The organism is Glutamicibacter sp. PAEs-4 (genome assembly GCF_051161755.1).
Classification (GTDB): Bacteria; Actinomycetota; Actinomycetes; order Actinomycetales; family Micrococcaceae; genus Glutamicibacter; species Glutamicibacter nicotianae.
In genome coordinates, this window is the sequence record NZ_CP195017.1 from 368,760 (window position 1) to 385,804 (window position 17,045).

The window sequence follows — 17,045 nt, forward strand, 5'->3', positions numbered from 1 at the left end:
TCGTGTGGAGAGCCCGCCGAAATGCTAGGAGAGTGGATCATGGCTGGAGGAAACGTGCCAGATCATGTAGTTGTTGTGGGCGCCGGCTTTGTTGGACTGTCGACCGCGTGGTATCTGCAGGAAGCGGGCATTAAAGTCACCGTTGTGGACCGTGGCGGCGTCGCATCCGGATCCTCTTGGGGCAATGCCGGCTGGCTGACCCCGGCCCTGACCCTGCCTATCGCCGAGCCGTCGATTTTCAAGAACGGCCTGAAGATGATGCTTGACCCTGCATCGCCGCTCTACATTCCGCTGAAAGCCGACGCCAAGCTGCTGCGCTTCCTCATCGGCTTCGCATGGCACTCGACCCCGAAGAAGTGGGAAGAAGCCATGCGGGTCTTCTCGGAAATCGGCGCAACCGGTCTGGATGCCTTTGACGAAATCGCGCAGTCGACCACAGCAGGACCTGGCGTGCAGGAGCTGACCAAGCCCGCTGAACCATTCTTGACCGGTTTCACTTCGCTCAGCGACCGTGATGCGCTGCTGCACGAATTCGAAATGATCGAGAAGACTGGCGGCAATGTTGAGTACGAATTGCTCACCGGCGATGAGCTGCGCGGCATTGAACCGACCCTGTCCAATAAGGTCGCTGCCGGTGTGGCCATCAAGAACCAGCGCTACATCAACCCGCCGAAGTTCATGGATTCGCTGGCCGAGTCCGTGATTGCCCGCGGAGGCGACATCATTGGCGCGTTCAATGTCACTGATGTGCGCGACAACGGCGGTTCGGTCACCGTCATCGGTTCCGAAGGCCGTGCAATCACCGCGGATCACGTGGTGCTGGCAACCGGCGCGTGGATGACCGACATGGCCAGCAAGTTCGGCGTGAACGTCGTGGTCCAGGCGGGCCGCGGCTACTCGTTCACCGTTGAGCCAGAGGACATGCCAACGCATCCGATCTACTTCCCGACCCAGCGCGTTGCCTGCACCCCGCTGGGCGATCGCTTCCGCATCGCCGGAACCATGGAGTTCCGCGACGCCAACCACAAGCTGGAGCCGAAGCGCATCGAGGCCATCGTTGCCGCGGCGACCCCGGTCTACAAGGGCATCAACTGGGAGAACCGCAAGGAGGAATGGGTGGGCGGACGCCCATGCACCGCCGACGGCCTGCCGTTGATCGGGCAGACCGCATCTTCGCGGGTTTCGGTCGGTGGAGGCCACGGCATGTGGGGCGTTGCCCTCGGCCCGCTGACTGGCAAGATCCTGGCCGCCCAGATTGCCGGCCAGCAGGTTCCCGGCATTGCCCGGCACTTCAACCCATTGCGCAAGGGTTTCTAGGCGTTTCGGTCCACACCCGGAACGAAATAAGGGAACCGGCTTGCGGTGCATCGTTCAGATGCGCCGCAAGCCGGTTTGCTTTAATTGCTGTCCTTATTGCCCTTTACGGATGTCGGACTGACGTCCCGGCAAGGATCGCGCGGTAGCCCTCTGCATATCCCGGATACTGCAGTTCAAGCCCGCTGGCGAGCAGCCTGGCATTATCGAGCCTGCGGTCGGGGGCCCTTCGAACCGGGGCCTGTCTCGCCATGTCCGGCTCCGGAAGACCAAGTTCCTTGGCCAGGAACTGGTAGACCTCGCCCAACTGGGCGGGGGTGCTGTCGCTGGCAAGGTAGAGGCCGGCAGCATGCTCGGCCAGCCCGGCGACGTGGACAATCGCCGCTGCCAGATCATCGCGGTGGATGCGGTTGGTCCAGTGGGACTGCGTTGGCAGTTGGGCGGTGCCCGCGCGGACTTGGTCAATCAAGCGCGTGCGGCCCGGACCGTAGATCCCGGAGGCCCGCAGGATGGTGACCGGCAGGCCGCTTCCGGCGAGCGCCTCCTCGGTTTGCGCAAGGACCTTCGCGGTGGGGGTGGATGGTGCCAGTGGTGCTGATTCGTCGACGAGCTCTCCGTTGCCGCCGCCCATGACCGCGGTGGAGGAGACATAGATTAGCCGGCGAAGAGCGGGGCATTGCGTTTCCAGCCGGGAAACCAGTTCCTGGGCGACCTGCAGATAGCTGCGCGTGTAGCCCTCGGCATCGCGGGTTGCTGGTACAGGGGTGAGCACGGCGATCTCGGTGCCGGGATCAATGCTTGGCCACTGGGACGCATCGAGCAGATCCACGCTGTGCCCGTCGAATCCGGCGGGCAGCTTGCTGCTGTTGCGCCGCCAAGCGGTGACACGATGGCCCTGCTGCTCGAAGCGCAGGCCTGCCTCGGTGGCGACATCTCCGCAACTGACCAGTAAAATTTTCACGAGACTCCTTGGGTGAGAGATGTCCTTGGAGGAGGTTCCTCCTACCCATAGGATAGAACCTTCAGGTCCATGCGGCATGTGCGAAGGGGCGGGGTGCAGGTGCGGTCGTCGGTGCGTTGCGTCCTGTTCTGCGTGATTGCGCTGCTGTCCATGCTCGGTGAGGGGATGGCGCTCTTTGCCTTGACCCTTGAATCCGCGGACCAGCTGGGGTCGTGGGGCGTGACAGCATTATTTTTGATTGGCCTGGTTCCGCCGATCCTTGCCGCTCCAGCCATCGGGCGGTGGGTTGACGGCGCTGCCCTGTTCCGGGTGTGGATCCTGAACCTCTGCGTGCATATCGGGATTTTTGCGGTGATGGCTATTTTCGCCAATATTCTCCTGAGCCTTGCCCTGATGTCCGTGGCCAGCGTTTGCGCGGTGATCAACGGTGCGGTGGTCTTCAAGATCATTCCGCGCATCCGCGGACGCTTCACCCTTGCCCGTGCCAGCAGCTTCCTTGTCGTGGCTACCTCCCTGGCCGGGATTATTGCGCCGGCAATCGCTTCGATCGCCTTCGCGAGGGCAGGGATCGGTGCGGTGCTGTGGTGTGCGACGGCGGGATTCCTGGGATTGGCAATGGCGGCCGTGGTCCTGTCGCGCTCGCTGGCAGCCAGAGGGCATGAGGTTCAGACAGGTTCTGAGCCCGCTCCCAATGCCAGGATTACTGGTGGCGGTGCCGCGCTTGTACGCCATCCGCGACTGCGGATCCTGCTGCTGCCAGTAGCGGCGATCGTCCTGTTTACCGCAGCAGAAGGGGTTGCGGGGGTGTTCTACCTGCGCGAGATCACCGATAGCGACACGGGATATGCGGTGTTGCTCGGTGCCTGGTCCGTCGGCGCGGTGCTCGGTTCCCTGTTGGGAGGCAATCGGCGCTTCGGTGCCCGAAGCTCCCTGCCGATTTTGCTCGGTGGCGGGCTGGTGGGTGCAGCGATCCTCATCGAAGGGCTCTGGGCCAGCGCGGTCGGCTTGGCGGTGGTGTTCCTGGCCGGCGGCCTGGGCAACGGGCTGCACAACATCGGTGTGCGCATTGCCATCTACGAGCATGTGCCGGAAAGCCGCCATGGCGCTGCCTGGGCCCAGCTGCGGATGCTCATCAACGTCATGGTTGCCCTGGGCTACCTGATCGGCACCCCGGGACTGCTCGTGGGCTCCGCCCGCACGATCATCGTAGTCTCCGGTGCCGTGACGCTGCTGGCGATCATCCTGTCCGCGGTGCTCCTGGGCCGCACGGCGCGGGGCGGCGTTCGCCGCCAGCGCGCCGTGGCCGAGTCCGAGGGGTAGGCGCTCGCCGGAAGCATGACGTTGGTTAACGCGCTACAATTCAAGTATTCGAATATTTGTACTAGAAGGTGGTGGGGTGTGGCTGAAGAGCAGGAGCTGATGCCTCCGGGAGCAACCCAAGGGCCGGTGCAAGCGGTTTCGGCGATGGGTTTCCCCTCGCCAGCGCGCGATTACTTCGACGGCGGACTGGACTTGAACCGGTTGCTGGTCCGCGACCGTGTATCCACCTTCATCATGCGCGTTTCGGGCCATGCCATGCAGTCAGCGGGGATCTTCGATGGCGATGAGGTGATTGTGGACCGGTCCCTTTCCGTGCGCCACGGATCGGTGGTCATCGTCAACCTGAATGGCCAGATGCTGGTGCGCCGCTGGCAGATCGACGGCCAGCAGGTCGGGTTGCTCAGCGATGAATCGCCCTTGCCGGTCATCCTGGCCGAAGGCGATGAAGTCAGCGTCTTCGGCGTCATTACCAGGTGCTTGCATCATGTCCGCTGATCACGTCTCCCTGGTGGACGTCAATAATTTCTACGTCTCCTGCGAGCGGGCCTTCGACTACTCGCTGCGCAATCGCCCGGTAGTGGTGCTGTCGAACAACGACGGCTGCGTGGTGGCGCGCTCGCAGGAAGCCAAGGACCTGGGCATTCCCACCGGCGAGCCGTTCTTCAAGGTCCAGCGCTACATGGACTCGCACAACCTTGCGGTGCGGTCGAGCAACTATGAGTTGTACGGCGACATGTCCGCCCGGGTCATGGAACTGCTCGGGCGCTTCGGGACCTGGCATGAGGTGTATTCCATCGATGAATCGTTCGTCGGGCTGGAAGGCAACCTGGAGCAGGTGCGCAGCACCGCCGCCCAGATCCGTGCCGCCATCGACAAGACGATTGGCGTGCCGGTCTGCGTGGGCGTATCTTCCACCAAAACCCTGGCGAAGCTGGCCAACCACATCGCCAAGCACAATCCGGGGCTCGGAGGCGTCTGCGTCCAGCAGCTCATGGATCCCGAGGTCCTGGGCAGCATCATGAACCGGGTCCCGGTGACCGATGTCTGGGGCGTAGGACGCAAAACCGGTGCCAAGCTTGCGGCCATGGGCATTGAAACCATCGCTGACCTCCAAGCGGCCGACCCATTGGCGATCCGCAAGAAATTTTCGGTTGTCCTGCAGCGCACGGTATTCGAGCTCAATGGGCAACGCTGCATCGGTCCGGTGGAAGAACGCGCGGACCGCGGCCAAGTCATGTTCACACGCTCCTTCTCCACGCCGGTGCGCACCTATGAGGCGATGGAGGAAGTCATGTCCATCTATGCGCAGAAGGCCGCCAGCCGATTGGCGAGCGAAGGCCGCTACGCTTCACTGCTCACCGTCACCGCAGGCACCAGCCGCTTCGCGCGCGGAGAGGCGTCATTCCCCAGTGCCCAGGTGAGACTGCCACGGCCGACCCGGGATCCGATCCTGCTCAGCAAGCTGGCCATCGCCGCGATGCGGGATCTGATGCAACCGGGAATGGACTACGTCCGCGGGGGAGTGATCCTCTCCGGGCTCAGCGACACCCCCGGCGAGCAGCAGCTGGATCTCTTTGGCCAGAACGTTGACCCAGCTGCGCAGGAACAGGAAAATGTCTCCTCGGTTGTCCAGGACATTTCGCTTCGATTCGGCGCCAAGTCCATCGGCCTGGGGCATGCCGGATTGGCCAGGAGCCCCGAATGGTCGATGAAACGGGAGCATATCTCGCAGCGCTACACCACCGACTGGGACGAGCTGCTGGTGGTGCGCGCCTGAGGCCGGCCAACGGCAAAAAATGGCGGCTCTACGGGAACTTCGCAGTTTCCGGTGGGAGGATGAATTCATGATGACCCGTGCCATGCAGATCATGTCAGCCGGAATCCTGATGACAGCGATGCTCGCCAGCTGCAGTGCGCCGAATGCCGGAGAACCAGCTCCAAGCACGCCCGCCCCCAGCGCCAGCAGCCCGAGCGGCACGAGTGCGCCCGCGCAGCCGGACTCTCCAAGCCCCTCGAGCACTGCCGGCGTTGAGGAGAGTTCAACCCCTAGCCAGAGCAAAGAGCCTTCGCTGCGCCAGCAAGCCGAAGAATTGGTTGACGAGTTGAGCGCCAGCGAACAGGCAGCGAGCCTGGTGATGGCGGGTGTTCCGGCAACCGGCGCATCCGCCGCGGAAATTTCAGCGATGAAGAAGCAGGGGATTTCCAATGTCTTCCTGCGCGGGCGTTCCCAGCTGGCGGTCCAGCAGACTGCTGCCCAGGTCCAAAAAATTACCCAGGACCTGGACTCCAATATTCCCGGGCAGCTGCCGGTCTGGGTGGCCACCGATCAGGAGGGAGGCTTTGTCCGGGTGCTCCAGGGCGACGGTTTTGCCGAACTGCCCACGGCGTTGAAGCAGGGCCAGTGGTCCACCTCGAAGCTGGAAAGCGAAGTGGGCACCGCCGGAAAGCAGCTGGCTGAAGCCGGCATCAACGTGAATCTGGCTCCGGTGGCTGACGTTGTTCCATCCAGCATCGGCACCAGCAACGCACCCATCGGCTACTTCGGCCGCGAGTACGCCCATGACGCCGCCGGTGTTTCCAAAGCCGTCGCAACGGTCAATGAAGCGCTGCACGCCCAAGGAGTGCAACCGGTGGTCAAGCACTTCCCAGGACTGGGCAGGGTTGCAGAGAACACCGATACCAATACCGGGGTGACCGATACGAAGATCGATGCCGGCTCCAGCGATCTGCAGCCTTTTGAGCAGGCTATCGAGCAGGGCAAGTCCTGGGTCATGGTGTCCAATGCCCGCTATGCCCGTCTCGATGCGAAGAATGATGCTCCGTTCTCCTCGAAGATCATCAGCGGGTTGCTGCGTGAGCAGATGGGGTACGAGGGAATCGTGATTTCCGATGATCTCTGCGAAGCCAAGCAGGTCGGCCACGTGCCGGTGGGCGAGCGCGCCGTGAAATTCATTGCCGCTGGCGGAACGGTTCCGTTATGCGTGAATTCGGCTCCGGCCATCACCATGGCGAAGGCGCTGGCTGCCGAGGCGAAATCCGACGGCAAATTCGCGGGCAAGGTCAGGGAAGCCGCAGTGCTGATCTTGGAAGAGAAGCTGCGCAGCCAATAGGCCATAGGACGGAACCTTAAAAGTGATAGGCCCGGAGCTCTTCCTTACTCGCTAGGAAGTGCCCCGGGCCTGGTTTTGGGAGACGTAAGGCCTACTTCTTGCCCTTCGTCTTTCCGCCAGTCACGTCCAGAACCTGGGCGCGGTCGCCGCTGCCGTTGTGCAGGTGCAGCAGCAGCGCCTTCGATGCCTTGGAGCTGTCAGCGACAGTTACCGGGATGCTGGTTCCGGATAGATCGGTGAACAGGGTGCCCTCCGCACCGAAATCAACCTGTGGCGTCGCCACGTTGAAATCGATCCAGTCGGTCTGGTCAACCGGGATCATCGCACCGTTCTCATCGGTGTTGTACCAGGAGTAGCCCAGAACACGGTAGGAGATCTCTGCCGAATCCTCATCGAGTCCCAGTGCCGCCAAGGAGATCGGGAAGATCGCCGCGTTGGTGTCGAAGGTGTTGGTATCGACATCGCCCAGCACGCCGTTCACCGGCTGCAGGTCAACCTGCTCGCCGGTGGCGAGATTGAAGGTCGCCGCCAGGTCCAGGTCCACTTCATCGAATGCCGCATTGAAGGTCACGAAGTCGGCATTGCCATCGCCATTGGTATCGATCTCGACATCCAGCTCGGTGCCGCCGGCCAGGTGGGCCCAGTTTTCCCAGGTGGAGATGCCGATATTCAGCAGTCCGTCAGCGATGCCGGTGCGGCCTGCGGTGCTCGAAGCGCCAACGTGCTGCAGGTCCATCGAGCGGGCAGCTGGGATGCTGTCCAGCGAGTCATCGCCGCGTTCGCTCGAAGCGCCGAGCTCGAAAGCGCCGAGCAGCGAGGTAACCGAGGTAGCGCCCTCGCCTGCGGTGATGTCCTTGCCCTTCAGGCTCAGGCTGGTGGTATCCGCGCCCTTCTTCAGCTTCTTGAGCTTGCCTTCCATGTCAGCAGCCAGCTTTGGTGCTGCCTGGACTGGAATGCGCAGGGTTGGAGCATCGTTAGCAGTCAGCTCGACACGGCCGGTTGCATCGGCGACCCAGGCACGGGCCAAACCGGACTGGCTGGTAGCCATGGTCGGATCGATGGTCTTGGCCCACTGCTTCGGGTCGACCTTCAGGGTGACATTCAGCTTGGCGCTGCCGCCGGCCGGCACGGTGACGCTGCTGCGATCCAGGGTGAAGGTTGCACCCGGGATCTCGGTAGCTGCCACGTAGTTGGCATCGTAGGTCTGCGCCTTGCCGCTGGTGTTCTCGATGGTGATTTCCCGCTTCGCGGTGAACGGTTTCTTGCCGTCCAGTTCCATGACGCCGAAGACCACGCTGGTCAGGTCCGCTGCTTCGGAATCGTAGGCGAAGGCAGGAGTCTGCAGTGCCGCATCGGCCATGACGCGACCGGAACCAACACGGTTAGGACCGTAGGCTTCGCCGTCGGCGTCCTTGATGTCGGTGGCCGCGGTGTTCATGATGATGCTCTTGGCTTCGTACGGGGTGTAGTCCGTGTCTTCCAGCACCAGTGCGGCGATGCCGGCGACCAGCGGGGTCGCCATCGAGGTACCGGTCATCACGGCAGTGCCGGTACCGGTGCCGACGCCAACCGAGCCGATCTGGGTGCCTGGGGCAGCCACATCCGGCTTGACCACGCCGTTGGAACCATGGACGCCGCGGGAGGAGGAGGAATTCAGCGTGTCGCCAACGCCGGACTCGCTGGAGGAACCGCCAACGAATTCAGGGGACAGGGTCACCTTCAGCGTGCCCGCTTCAGCTGCTGGGCGCAGCCGATTCGACTCGTCCAAGGTGAACTGCGCACCCGGGATGGTCGCGTTGCCGGCGATGCCCGCATCGAACAGGTTGCTTTCTGCATCCAAGAGGACGCCGGTGGCACCGGCGGCTTCAGCGTTGTTGAAGCGGACGCCGGAACCGCAAGGGAACTCGCCGCCTTCGCTCCACTGCAGCCAAACCCACTTGCCTTCCAGCGAACCCTCTTCGAACGCCTCGCAACCGAATGCGTTATCGGCCGGAGCCATCACAGCTTCTCCGGACAGGGCAGCCGGATCAGCGTTGGTGTAGTTGAAGTTTGCCGAGTACTGGCCCGAGGCCGAGCCGGCAACATCTTCTGGAGCGTCAATCTGGATCTTGTCCAGGGTGACGTGCGAGCCGACGGAGTTGGCGACGGTCAGCGAGGAACGGGAGTTGCCCGGGGAGCCGCCCACGTCGGTGACATCGCCGGCGTTGCCGGAAGCGACAACCGAGAGGATGCCGGCTGCGCTCAGGGCGTCGACAATGTCGTTTTCAGGGTCATTGGCCGGGGAATGATCCGACCCGAGGGACATGTTGACCACGTCGGCACGGTCGGAGAAGTCGCCGTCGCCATTCGGGTCGAGGACGTAGTCCAGCGCCTGGCCGACGACGGCGGAGGAGCCGCCGCAACCGAAGACGCGGATGCCGATGAGCTGTGCGTCAGGGGCCGAGCCAGGGCCGACCTTCATCTCTGCCAGTGCGTCGGCGTCCAGCGAGGAGTAGTCCCCGGTGAAGGTCGAGCCATCGGCGTTGACGCCGTAGCCTGCGGTGGTGCCGGCAACGTGGGAGCCGTGCCCGGCGGCCTGGCAGTCAAGCGGGTTCGGGTCGGGATGGGGGATTGGCTGGTAGGTGGGGTCGTCGGAGTTGGCGTTGTAGTCGTCGCCGACCAGGTCCCAGCCGCCAATGAACTTGTCGGGGTCGATCAGGCCGGAGTCTGCGCTGGGCAGCTCTTCAGAGCCCTGGGCTTCCTTGTAGGCCTCCAGGGTGCCCGGGCCGCCGAAGCTGGCGTGGGTGTAGTCCACGCCGGTGTCCAGCACGGCCACCTTGACGCCTTCGCCGGTCTTGTCCAGGGCCTTCCAGGATTCCAGGGCTCCGGTGTCAACTACCGAGCTGCGGTTTGACGGCTTCTTGGGAACGATGGAGCTGATCTTGGCAACGTCGCTGCGCTCGGCCAGCTTGCGCAGGTCTGCGGCATCGCCGGTCAGGGCGACACCCTGCAGTGCGTTATGCGTGGTGTAGATGACCTTCGAGTTGGACTCGGCGGCCAGCTTCTTGCCCTTGGCCTTGACCTCCTTGTCCATCTTCTTGACCTTGGCGGCATCCTTCTTCTTGCCGGACTTCTTCACCGTCTCGAAGGCGCCATCGCCTTGGAGCTGAACGTAAACCGACACCTCGCCAGTAGCTTTGGCAAGCGGTCCGGAGACTTTCAAATTGGAGAGCGCTGATGAATTGGTGATTGGCAGGGAAGCGGCGTTTTCGCCGTCGCCTGGTTGGGGGATTCCTGCTGCGCTTGCCGGTCCTGAGAGGGTAACGGCCAATGCAAGTGCAGTGGCTGATCCCAAAATCAGGCGCGGCACTCTCTGCGTGCGGCGAGTGACCATGATTCTCCTAGCTGGGCTGGATAGCGGTACTGCTCCCGTCATGGGCGGGCGACATTAAAGCAGTGCGAGCCTTGATGATCGTCCGGGGTAAACGTCCGCTAGTGCGTATACCCCTAGCTGGAATCTTAGGTGACCCAGCTCATATATCAAGGGGTTATTGAATAGTGACCTTTGGCCGGATATCGAGCTGGCTTGGGAATTTCATAATGAAATCCGCGAACCACTGCGACAAACCCGCCCAGCGAGGCCTGATGAGCGCGCTAATCCTTGAGAAAATTTTAGACGGTTTGTTACTCATCAGTTCACTACCTGCTGGGCGGGTTGAGCCGGAATCGACTTGGCTCCTCCTGCCTTCTAGAGGCGGTTCAGGAAGCTATGCACGCGTTCGTCGAGCAGCTGGATTCGCTCGGCAACGACGACCATCGGATCCGGATAGATCGGATTCTTCGGAGGCGGAATCCGAACGTTGCGGGAGCACTCGAAGTTCAGGCAGATCAAGGTCCCCAAGGTGTTGCCGTCGCGCCCGGCCTGGCCTGCGCGCTTGGTCGTCCACATGCCTACTGCGCAGGGGATATTCACATCGCGGCACATCTCGCACATGGTGGCGTTATTCGGCTTGCGGCCACCGTCGGTGGGGCGCAGCAGGATGCCGCGGGTCCTTCCAGTTCCATCGGTGTGGAGCAGGTAGCCGCGCTGCATCATTTTCGGGTCGCGCCAGCCCAAGTAATCGAGCGAATCCCAATCGAGGGAGTCGAAGTTTTCGGGCAGGGTCAATTTCTTCGCTTCTTGGCGGCTGGCGTTGATGAAGGAAGAGCGGATGGTTTTTTCGGTCAATGGCTGCATGGGAAATCCTCAAATGGTCCGCGGGCACTTTACCGGCGCGCGGAGTCTCTAATCGTCAAAGGTTTTGAGGTCTGCGAGGCATCGAGAAATTGGGGCGCTAGAACAACGCCCAAGGCAGGTGCCCTAAGCGGAAAATGCGTTGACAACCCCGTTCGATGCGCAGACGAACGGGCAGAGCGTCAAAGTGGCTTGCATAGCCGACCGCCCCTTCCTGTGGTTCTCCACGCATTGATTTCGAGCACTTCCGAAATAACGATAGCAAGTGCGGTTCGCTTAGGCCAATGACTGCGATCACGCTTAAAGCAATTTGCTGGCCACCGCCGTGAACGGCGGTGGCCAGCAAAGAGTCCAGCAGCTGGGGCCTAGCGGCGGCCGCCCTGCCACAGTGCGTCGAACGGGGTCTTGCCGGACACGCGGTTGCGGATGCCTTCGGTGACAAACGCCTTGGCGGTGCGGGCAGCCTCCAGAGGGGTCGCGCCCTTGGCCAGCTCTGCAGTGACGGCGGCGGCCAGCGAGCAGCCTGCGCCGGAGACCGCGACTTCGCCGATCTTCTTCTCGCGCAGGACCTCAAGGGTGCTGCCGTCGTAGAACACGTCCACGGCGTCTTCGCCGGCGATGCGGACACCGCCCTTGGCCAGGACCGCTGCGCCGGAGGCCTCGTGGATCTTCTTGGCGGCTTCGACCAGGTCATCTTCGGTGGTGATCTTGATTCCCGAGAGCTGCTCGGCCTCGAAGTGGTTCGGGGTGACAAACGTAGCCAGCGGCAGCAGGGTGGACTTGAGCGCTTCGTCGGTGTCCAGTGCGTGGCCTGGTTCCTGGCCCTTGCAGATCAGCACCGGATCCAGCAGCACGTTCTCCCAGTCCTGGGACTTCAGCGCGGTGGCGACGGTGTTGATCGTTGCTGGAGAGCCCATCATGCCCAGCTTGACCGTGCCGAGCTTGCCCTCGTAGCAGGTCTGGATGGCTTCGAGCTGATCGGCAATGACCTGCTGGTCAACTGGAACGAAGCGGTGGTTCCAGGAATCCTTCGGGTCGAAGGAGACGATGCAGGTCAAGGCCACGATGCCGTAGGTTCCCAGTTCCTGGAAGGTCTTCAGGTCGGCCTGGGCGCCAGCGCCGCCAGTGGCTTCGGAACCGGCGATGGTCAGGGTCATTGCTGGAGAAGCGGTGTTTGTATTAGTCATAGTCTCAATTGCAGGTAGTGCGGGTAGGGAATGGGTTTAGTCGTGCTGCCAGAAGCTGAGCGTTGTTGCCTTGGACCAGCCTTCTGGAAGCTGCTGGGCGTGTTCTGCGGTGGCCACCAGCAGCAGCCAAGGCAGTCCATGGCCGAACGCGGCGCCAGCGAAGTTTGCCAGCACTGCACGGCGGGCCGTATCGGGATCTGCAGGAGAGAAAAGGTCCGGGTCGGTGAGCAAGCCGTAGTTCTCGCCGTAGCGCATGCGTCCTCGGGCTACCGGGCGGTCGAAGTCGGTCACCTCGACGACGTCGTAGTTGTCCATGGGAGCTTCGAAAAGCCCGGATGTGTCGGCGAGCTTGACTACCTGCTCGACATCGTCAGGCTTGCCGGCCAGCAGGTGCATGGTCGTGCTTTGCTGCCAGCCTGCCTTGGCGAGTTCTGCAGCGGTGCTGTCGTTGGGCGGGCCCAAGAGGATCAAGCGCTGCGCATCCTTTGGCACTGTCCAGGAAGCATCAGGCCAGTAGCGGAGGATTTCCACGTCCTCGCCGTCCTGGTTGACCGAGCGAATCTCATGCTGGTTCGGGAAAGAAGCAATGCGATCACGCAGCGTGGCGTAGTCGTGGGTCCAGCTTGGCAGTGCTCGTGCCGTTGCGCTCATAGTGCTGCGCTCTCCTTTGGTTCGCTAGGGATCACCTATCGGCATCTTTGACTTTACGCCTTAACCCGCGGCGATACGGAACTCTGTGTCTGGGTGTTTGCCAGCTAGCGCGATGCGCAGCATTTCAGGAGGCCTTGGGCCTTCTTAGCTGGGCAGGTGTCGACTCGGCTGCCGCGGCGAGTTCTGCTGGTCCGGGATCCATCAGTGCGAGGACATCTTCAAAGAGCGAGCGCACCACGGGCAAACGGCAGAGCACGGCAAACTTGGCGGCAACCGGTGCCATATTCTTCATCAGCAGCCTGGAGCGGCGCTGCTGCGGCGACTGGTCGAAGGCCCATGCGGAGAAGATCTGGCGGGAGACGAGCAGCAGGAACTTCGGCAGATCCCGTCGGATGCCCATTGGCGGCAATGGGCGGGATCCGGCAACGACCTCCTCCCAGAGCTCCAACTCGATGCGCCAGATCTCGTCGTTGCCCATGTCGCGCGAGAGCATCAAGCGCAGGAATGCCGGCCCGAAATCGTGATACCGGGCCAACGCTTCGACGCCCGAATCGAGCACGGCGCGGATATTGGCTTCGAGCGTGTTGCCTTCATTGAGCATTCCCGAACATTGCTCATATTGCTCCCTGCGCAGGTTGAGCAGCAGTTGGGCAACGATGTCCTCTTTGGACTTGAAGTAGTAGTAGGCATGCGACAGGGAGACCCCTGCCTTCGCGGCAATGGCACGCATGCTCGAGGCCTTATACCCATCCTTGGCAAAGCACTCCAAAGCAGTAGCCAAGAGCTTGGCTTGGGTCTGCTGACCTTTTTCGGTGCGGGGTTGCGTTGTCATGGGGCCTTTGAACGGAAAGCGGGTGGATTCGATTCTAGCAATTATTTGAACGCGTTCAAAAAAGGAAAAATTTAACGCTCAAGTACGGGAGAGCGGTCACTGCTCCATTTGTTTCCTCGAATTCATAGTCCGAAGAATGGCTAGTGAGATATGAATTTCAGAAAATCCTGATTCTCGAAACATGGTTGGCCGGCAACAGGTGAGAACTTGGCCCCAGCTATGCGTGGGATACTTGTTGCGTAAGTGCTAATACAGCGGGACAGCGCGTAGGCATGCAACCCCACCCTTTTGATTCATGGGTCGGGCCGTGCCATGAGGACGATGTTCTGGCGAACCACTTTGACAAGGAAAATTTCATGGGCGATTCCACCGCCGGCAACAATTTGATCCGAACCAAGAACGCGGTATTCGCTTCTTCGGGTTCCCCCTACTTCTCCACGGTGCTCACGTTGATGGGTGCCGTCGTGATTCTCTCGAACATCGGCGCCTCCAAAGGTGTCAGCTTCGGACCGCTCATCACCGATGGCGGCTTCTTCCTCTTCCCGCTGGCCTACATCCTGGGCGACGTCATTTCGGAAGTGTATGGATTGAAGGCAGCCCGCCGTTCGATCCTCGTGACGTTCATCTTGGCATTCTTCGCGGTGTTCTGCTTCTGGATCATGATCCAGCTGCCGGCAGCCGAGTTCTACGACGGGCAGGAAGCTCTTGAACGCACGCTGGGTCCGATCTGGCAGATCGTCGTCGCCTCGGCCTGCGGCTTCCTGGTGGGCCAGTTCGCCAATTCATGGGTGCTGGTCAAACTCAAGGAACGTTCCGGCGAGCGTGGACTGATTCTCCGGCTTATCGGTTCCAGCGGTGTTGGAGAATTCCTGGATACCCTGATCTTCTGCGCCATTGCCGCGCCGGTGATTGGCATCGCCGATGTACCGAGCTTCATCAATTATGTGGTGGTGGGCTTCATCTACAAGACTGCAGTGGAAATCCTGTTCGTTCCGGTGACCTCAATGGTCATCAAATGGTTCAAGAAGCGCGAGCCCGGCTACAGCCAAACGGCTGTCGAAAGCTGATCATCCTGTAGGCATCATCCGTGAGAGCGATGCCCACAGCTGTATCCGGACATTAGAGTCGAGGATATGCAGACAGGTCAAGACGACACATTCCAGCTGGAAACCAGGGGCCTGGCTATCGGCTATCCCGGCCGGGTAATCTGCGGGCCAATCAACCTGAGGCTGTCTCCGGGCGCTGGCATGGGAATTATCGGAGCCAATGGCAGCGGGAAATCGACACTGATCCGCACAATCCTGGGGCATCTCATTCCACTTGAAGGCCGCATCTCGTTCCAAGGCCTTCCCGTGGATGAAAGCTCGGCGCATTTTCGCCGTACCGTCGCCGTCCAGATCACCGATGGCGCATTCTTCGACGAACTCACGGTGCGCGAGCATCTGGAAATGGTCGCTCGCGGGCACGGACTTCAGGACTGGGGCCAGGCTGTCCAAGCGGAACTCGACTTCTTTGAAATCACTGCCGTTGCCAGTCATCTGCCCGGCGAGCTGTCTTCCGGCCAGCGTCGCAAGCTGCTGCTGGCCGCGGTCCTGATCCGCCCGGCAGAATTGCTGATTCTCGACGAACCGGAACAGCGCCTGGATCTGCGCATCAGGCACAAGCTCTACCATCGGCTCGCCGGGTTGCGCGGCGGCGGAACAGCGTTGCTGGCGGTGACCCACGATCCGCTCATGCTGCGAAGCTGCATGGACCGGGTACTGCTGCTGGACGCCGACGAGGGCGAGTTGCTTGATCCGCACCGAGGGGCGCAGTGGCTTGAACGCTAGTCCAGCCGCCAGCCAAAGCGTTGCCTTCGATCCGCGCAAACTGCTCCGTCGAGCCAGGAAGCGCAGGAACTTCGCCGAGAAATTCGACAGCTTTTCCGATGCCTATGTCTGGGTGCTGGCCGCGTTGATTGCGTTGGCCTACCTCTTCAGTGCGCTCTTCGGCATGCTGTTCGTGCTCCTGGGCGAAGGCGTAGCCCACCAAGAGCTGCCCAGCGCCGTGTGGCGCATGCAGGATCTGTCCTTCGTGCTTTTGATGCTGTCAGCTTTGGCAATCTTCAGGCTCATGATTTATCTGGGACCGTGCGGGCTTAGCGCGGCCAAGGCCGACTGGTGGCTGCCGCTGCCGGTCACGCTCCGGGCAATCCGCCGACCGGCGTGGCGAAATGCGATGCTCACTGGGCTCTTCGCAAGCAGCTTCGCAGGCGCGCTGTGGCTGATCGTGATGCTGGGGCTGGCCGGATCGCTCCCGCTTCCAGTTGCTGTCCTGGGGCTCGCCTGCTTTGCGGCGGCCGGGGCAGGGCTTGCCAACGCGGCCACGGCGATCCAAGCAATGAACCGCCAAGCTGCTGCACGACGGATCTGCGATGGGGTGGGCCTCGGACTGCTCACCGCAGTGGCGGTGTTGTGGTTGCTCTTGCTGTTCCAGATTCCTTGGGCGCAGGATCTGGTTGGCGCAGTGGCTGCCGCCACATTGGATCCGGCGGCGTGGCTGTTCGCCTTGCTTGTCGTCCTGGCATTGGGCGCGGTGAGTACGTATTGGGCGTATCGCCATGTCGAACGGATTCCGGGCCCGGCCTTGCGCTTGGCCGGAGAGCACCAGCAACTGGCCATGGGGACGTTGATGCAGGGCGACTCGCGGGGCATCGCAGCTCCGGCGCAGTCCGCCATCAGCCGCAGACGGACTCTGGGCAGCAAGCTCACCGCCGCATTGCCCGTGGCCTGGCGCATCCTCTGCCTGCGTTTGCTGCGGACAGGCCGCTGGCATCCGGTAGCAGGATTCCTGCTCCTTGCTTTTTCGCTGGCCTCCACTGTCCAGCGGATTGCCAATCCGCTGAGTGCAGCGGCTTTCTACCTGGTGCTCTGCCTGATTCTGGTCTTCAGCATTTCCACGACCATTGCGCCGTTGGTCTCCCGGCAACAGCTAACCCAGCCACTTGGGATATCGGAAGCGGCTCTGGTGCGGTCCGCAACGGTGTACGCGATGCTCTTCTCGGCCATCAGCCTGCTGCTGTTGACCGGAGGGCTGGGACTGGTTGGCATGATCCAGCTGGAGCGTATTTGGCTCTGGATCGCAGCAATCGTGGTTGCTGCGTTGGGATGCGCTGCTGCCAGTATTGCGCATGCAAGGAGAGCAGAACGCGATTGGTCCGCAGTACTCGGGGGAGCGACCAATGACGCGGCCATGGCCACTCAGCTCTTCATGGAAACCGCTACGTTTATTCGGGCGGCCGCCACGTTCTCGCCAATCTTCTGCCTGGTGCTCAGCCCGGCTACTCCCATTCCACCAGTGCTGTGGGCCGCCACAGTGCTCTTTTGCGGTAATGCGTTGCTGCACGTTGCGGGCAGGAAGCTGGAGGCGTAGCTACTCTTGTACTGTGAACGAGCTGTTTTCCATCCATAAGCCCGAT

Annotated in this window: 14 protein-coding genes; 8 read left to right on the forward strand and 6 right to left on the reverse strand. The window is 61.9% G+C overall.

Going from position 1 to position 17,045, the window contains the following annotated elements; genetic code table 11:
- Positions 1 to 39: 39 nt before the first annotated feature.
- Positions 40 to 1,317 (forward strand): NAD(P)/FAD-dependent oxidoreductase, encoded by a 1,278-nt coding sequence (locus tag ACR9WD_RS01785; RefSeq protein WP_038992510.1) that lies wholly within the window; start codon positions 40 to 42, stop codon positions 1,315 to 1,317.
- A gap of 103 nt (positions 1,318 to 1,420) precedes the next feature.
- Here the strand turns inward: ACR9WD_RS01785 and ACR9WD_RS01790 are convergent, their stop codons facing one another.
- Entirely contained in the window at positions 1,421 to 2,275 is an 855-nt protein-coding gene (locus ACR9WD_RS01790) for an NAD-dependent epimerase/dehydratase family protein (RefSeq protein WP_434922585.1), read from the reverse strand.
- A 69-nt stretch (positions 2,276 to 2,344) separates the two neighbouring features.
- On the opposite strand from ACR9WD_RS01790, the gene ACR9WD_RS01795 reads away from it, so the two are divergent.
- The 4 genes from ACR9WD_RS01795 (at position 2,345) to ACR9WD_RS01810 (ending at position 6,705) form a co-directional block, all read left to right on the forward strand.
- Complete coding sequence (locus ACR9WD_RS01795; RefSeq protein WP_434922586.1) at positions 2,345 to 3,595, forward strand: hypothetical protein; 1,251 nt, start codon at positions 2,345 to 2,347, stop codon at positions 3,593 to 3,595.
- A gap of 78 nt (positions 3,596 to 3,673) precedes the next feature.
- On the forward strand, positions 3,674 to 4,090 hold the full coding sequence (locus tag ACR9WD_RS01800; protein ID WP_084083942.1) for a LexA family protein: 417 nt from the start codon (positions 3,674 to 3,676) through the stop codon (positions 4,088 to 4,090).
- Complete coding sequence (locus ACR9WD_RS01805) at positions 4,080 to 5,372, forward strand: Y-family DNA polymerase (protein WP_038992508.1); 1,293 nt, start codon at positions 4,080 to 4,082, stop codon at positions 5,370 to 5,372. The genes ACR9WD_RS01800 and ACR9WD_RS01805 overlap by 11 nt, the downstream gene beginning before the upstream one ends.
- A 67-nt stretch (positions 5,373 to 5,439) precedes the next feature.
- Entirely contained in the window at positions 5,440 to 6,705 is a 1,266-nt protein-coding gene (locus tag ACR9WD_RS01810; protein WP_434922587.1) for a glycoside hydrolase family 3 N-terminal domain-containing protein, read from the forward strand.
- A 91-nt stretch (positions 6,706 to 6,796) separates the two neighbouring features.
- Here ACR9WD_RS01810 and ACR9WD_RS01815 read toward each other — a convergent pair whose 3' ends face one another.
- From ACR9WD_RS01815 to ACR9WD_RS01835, 5 genes are all read right to left on the reverse strand, one after another.
- Positions 6,797 to 9,868, reverse strand: a complete 3,072-nt coding sequence (locus ACR9WD_RS01815; RefSeq protein ID WP_434922588.1) for a S8 family serine peptidase — start codon at positions 9,866 to 9,868, stop codon at positions 6,797 to 6,799.
- A gap of 564 nt (positions 9,869 to 10,432) precedes the next feature.
- Positions 10,433 to 10,921, reverse strand: coding sequence for an FBP domain-containing protein (locus ACR9WD_RS01820; protein ID WP_038992504.1), 489 nt, complete (start codon positions 10,919 to 10,921; stop codon positions 10,433 to 10,435).
- 362 nt (positions 10,922 to 11,283) lie between these two features.
- The gene (locus ACR9WD_RS01825; protein ID WP_121866045.1) at positions 11,284 to 12,105 is read right to left on the reverse strand and encodes a hydroxymethylpyrimidine/phosphomethylpyrimidine kinase; all 822 of its coding nucleotides are present in this window, start codon (positions 12,103 to 12,105) and stop codon (positions 11,284 to 11,286) included.
- A gap of 36 nt (positions 12,106 to 12,141) precedes the next feature.
- Positions 12,142 to 12,756, reverse strand: a complete 615-nt coding sequence (locus ACR9WD_RS01830; protein ID WP_038992501.1) for a hypothetical protein — start codon at positions 12,754 to 12,756, stop codon at positions 12,142 to 12,144.
- Positions 12,757 to 12,880: 124 nt separating this feature from the next.
- The gene (locus ACR9WD_RS01835) at positions 12,881 to 13,588 is read right to left on the reverse strand and encodes a TetR/AcrR family transcriptional regulator (RefSeq protein ID WP_434922589.1); all 708 of its coding nucleotides are present in this window, start codon (positions 13,586 to 13,588) and stop codon (positions 12,881 to 12,883) included.
- Positions 13,589 to 13,944: 356 nt separating this feature from the next.
- On the opposite strand from ACR9WD_RS01835, the gene ACR9WD_RS01840 reads away from it, so the two are divergent.
- The 3 genes from ACR9WD_RS01840 (at position 13,945) to ACR9WD_RS01850 (ending at position 16,999) form a co-directional block, all read left to right on the forward strand.
- On the forward strand, positions 13,945 to 14,655 hold the full coding sequence (locus ACR9WD_RS01840) for a queuosine precursor transporter (protein ID WP_066143848.1): 711 nt from the start codon (positions 13,945 to 13,947) through the stop codon (positions 14,653 to 14,655).
- Positions 14,656 to 14,721: 66 nt separating this feature from the next.
- Entirely contained in the window at positions 14,722 to 15,417 is a 696-nt protein-coding gene (locus ACR9WD_RS01845; RefSeq protein ID WP_434922590.1) for an ABC transporter ATP-binding protein, read from the forward strand.
- On the forward strand, positions 15,407 to 16,999 hold the full coding sequence (locus tag ACR9WD_RS01850; protein WP_434922591.1) for a DUF6297 family protein: 1,593 nt from the start codon (positions 15,407 to 15,409) through the stop codon (positions 16,997 to 16,999). Before ACR9WD_RS01845 ends, ACR9WD_RS01850 begins: the two co-directional genes overlap by 11 nt.
- Positions 17,000 to 17,045: the final 46 nt, after the last annotated feature.

Coding starts and splice junctions, on each gene's coding strand:
- ACR9WD_RS01805 (WP_038992508.1), top strand. CDS start 4,080: ATGTCCGCTGATCACGTCTCCCTGGTGGACGTCAATAATTTCTACGTC.
- ACR9WD_RS01830 (WP_038992501.1), bottom strand. CDS start 12,756: ATGAGCGCAACGGCACGAGCACTGCCAAGCTGGACCCACGACTACGCC.
- ACR9WD_RS01845 (WP_434922590.1), top strand. CDS start 14,722: ATGCAGACAGGTCAAGACGACACATTCCAGCTGGAAACCAGGGGCCTG.
- ACR9WD_RS01810 (WP_434922587.1), top strand. CDS start 5,440: ATGATGACCCGTGCCATGCAGATCATGTCAGCCGGAATCCTGATGACA.
- ACR9WD_RS01795 (WP_434922586.1), top strand. CDS start 2,345: ATGCGGCATGTGCGAAGGGGCGGGGTGCAGGTGCGGTCGTCGGTGCGT.
- ACR9WD_RS01840 (WP_066143848.1), top strand. CDS start 13,945: ATGGGCGATTCCACCGCCGGCAACAATTTGATCCGAACCAAGAACGCG.
- ACR9WD_RS01835 (WP_434922589.1), bottom strand. CDS start 13,588: ATGACAACGCAACCCCGCACCGAAAAAGGTCAGCAGACCCAAGCCAAG.
- ACR9WD_RS01820 (WP_038992504.1), bottom strand. CDS start 10,921: ATGCAGCCATTGACCGAAAAAACCATCCGCTCTTCCTTCATCAACGCC.
- ACR9WD_RS01825 (WP_121866045.1), bottom strand. CDS start 12,105: ATGACTAATACAAACACCGCTTCTCCAGCAATGACCCTGACCATCGCC.
- ACR9WD_RS01785 (WP_038992510.1), top strand. CDS start 40: ATGGCTGGAGGAAACGTGCCAGATCATGTAGTTGTTGTGGGCGCCGGC.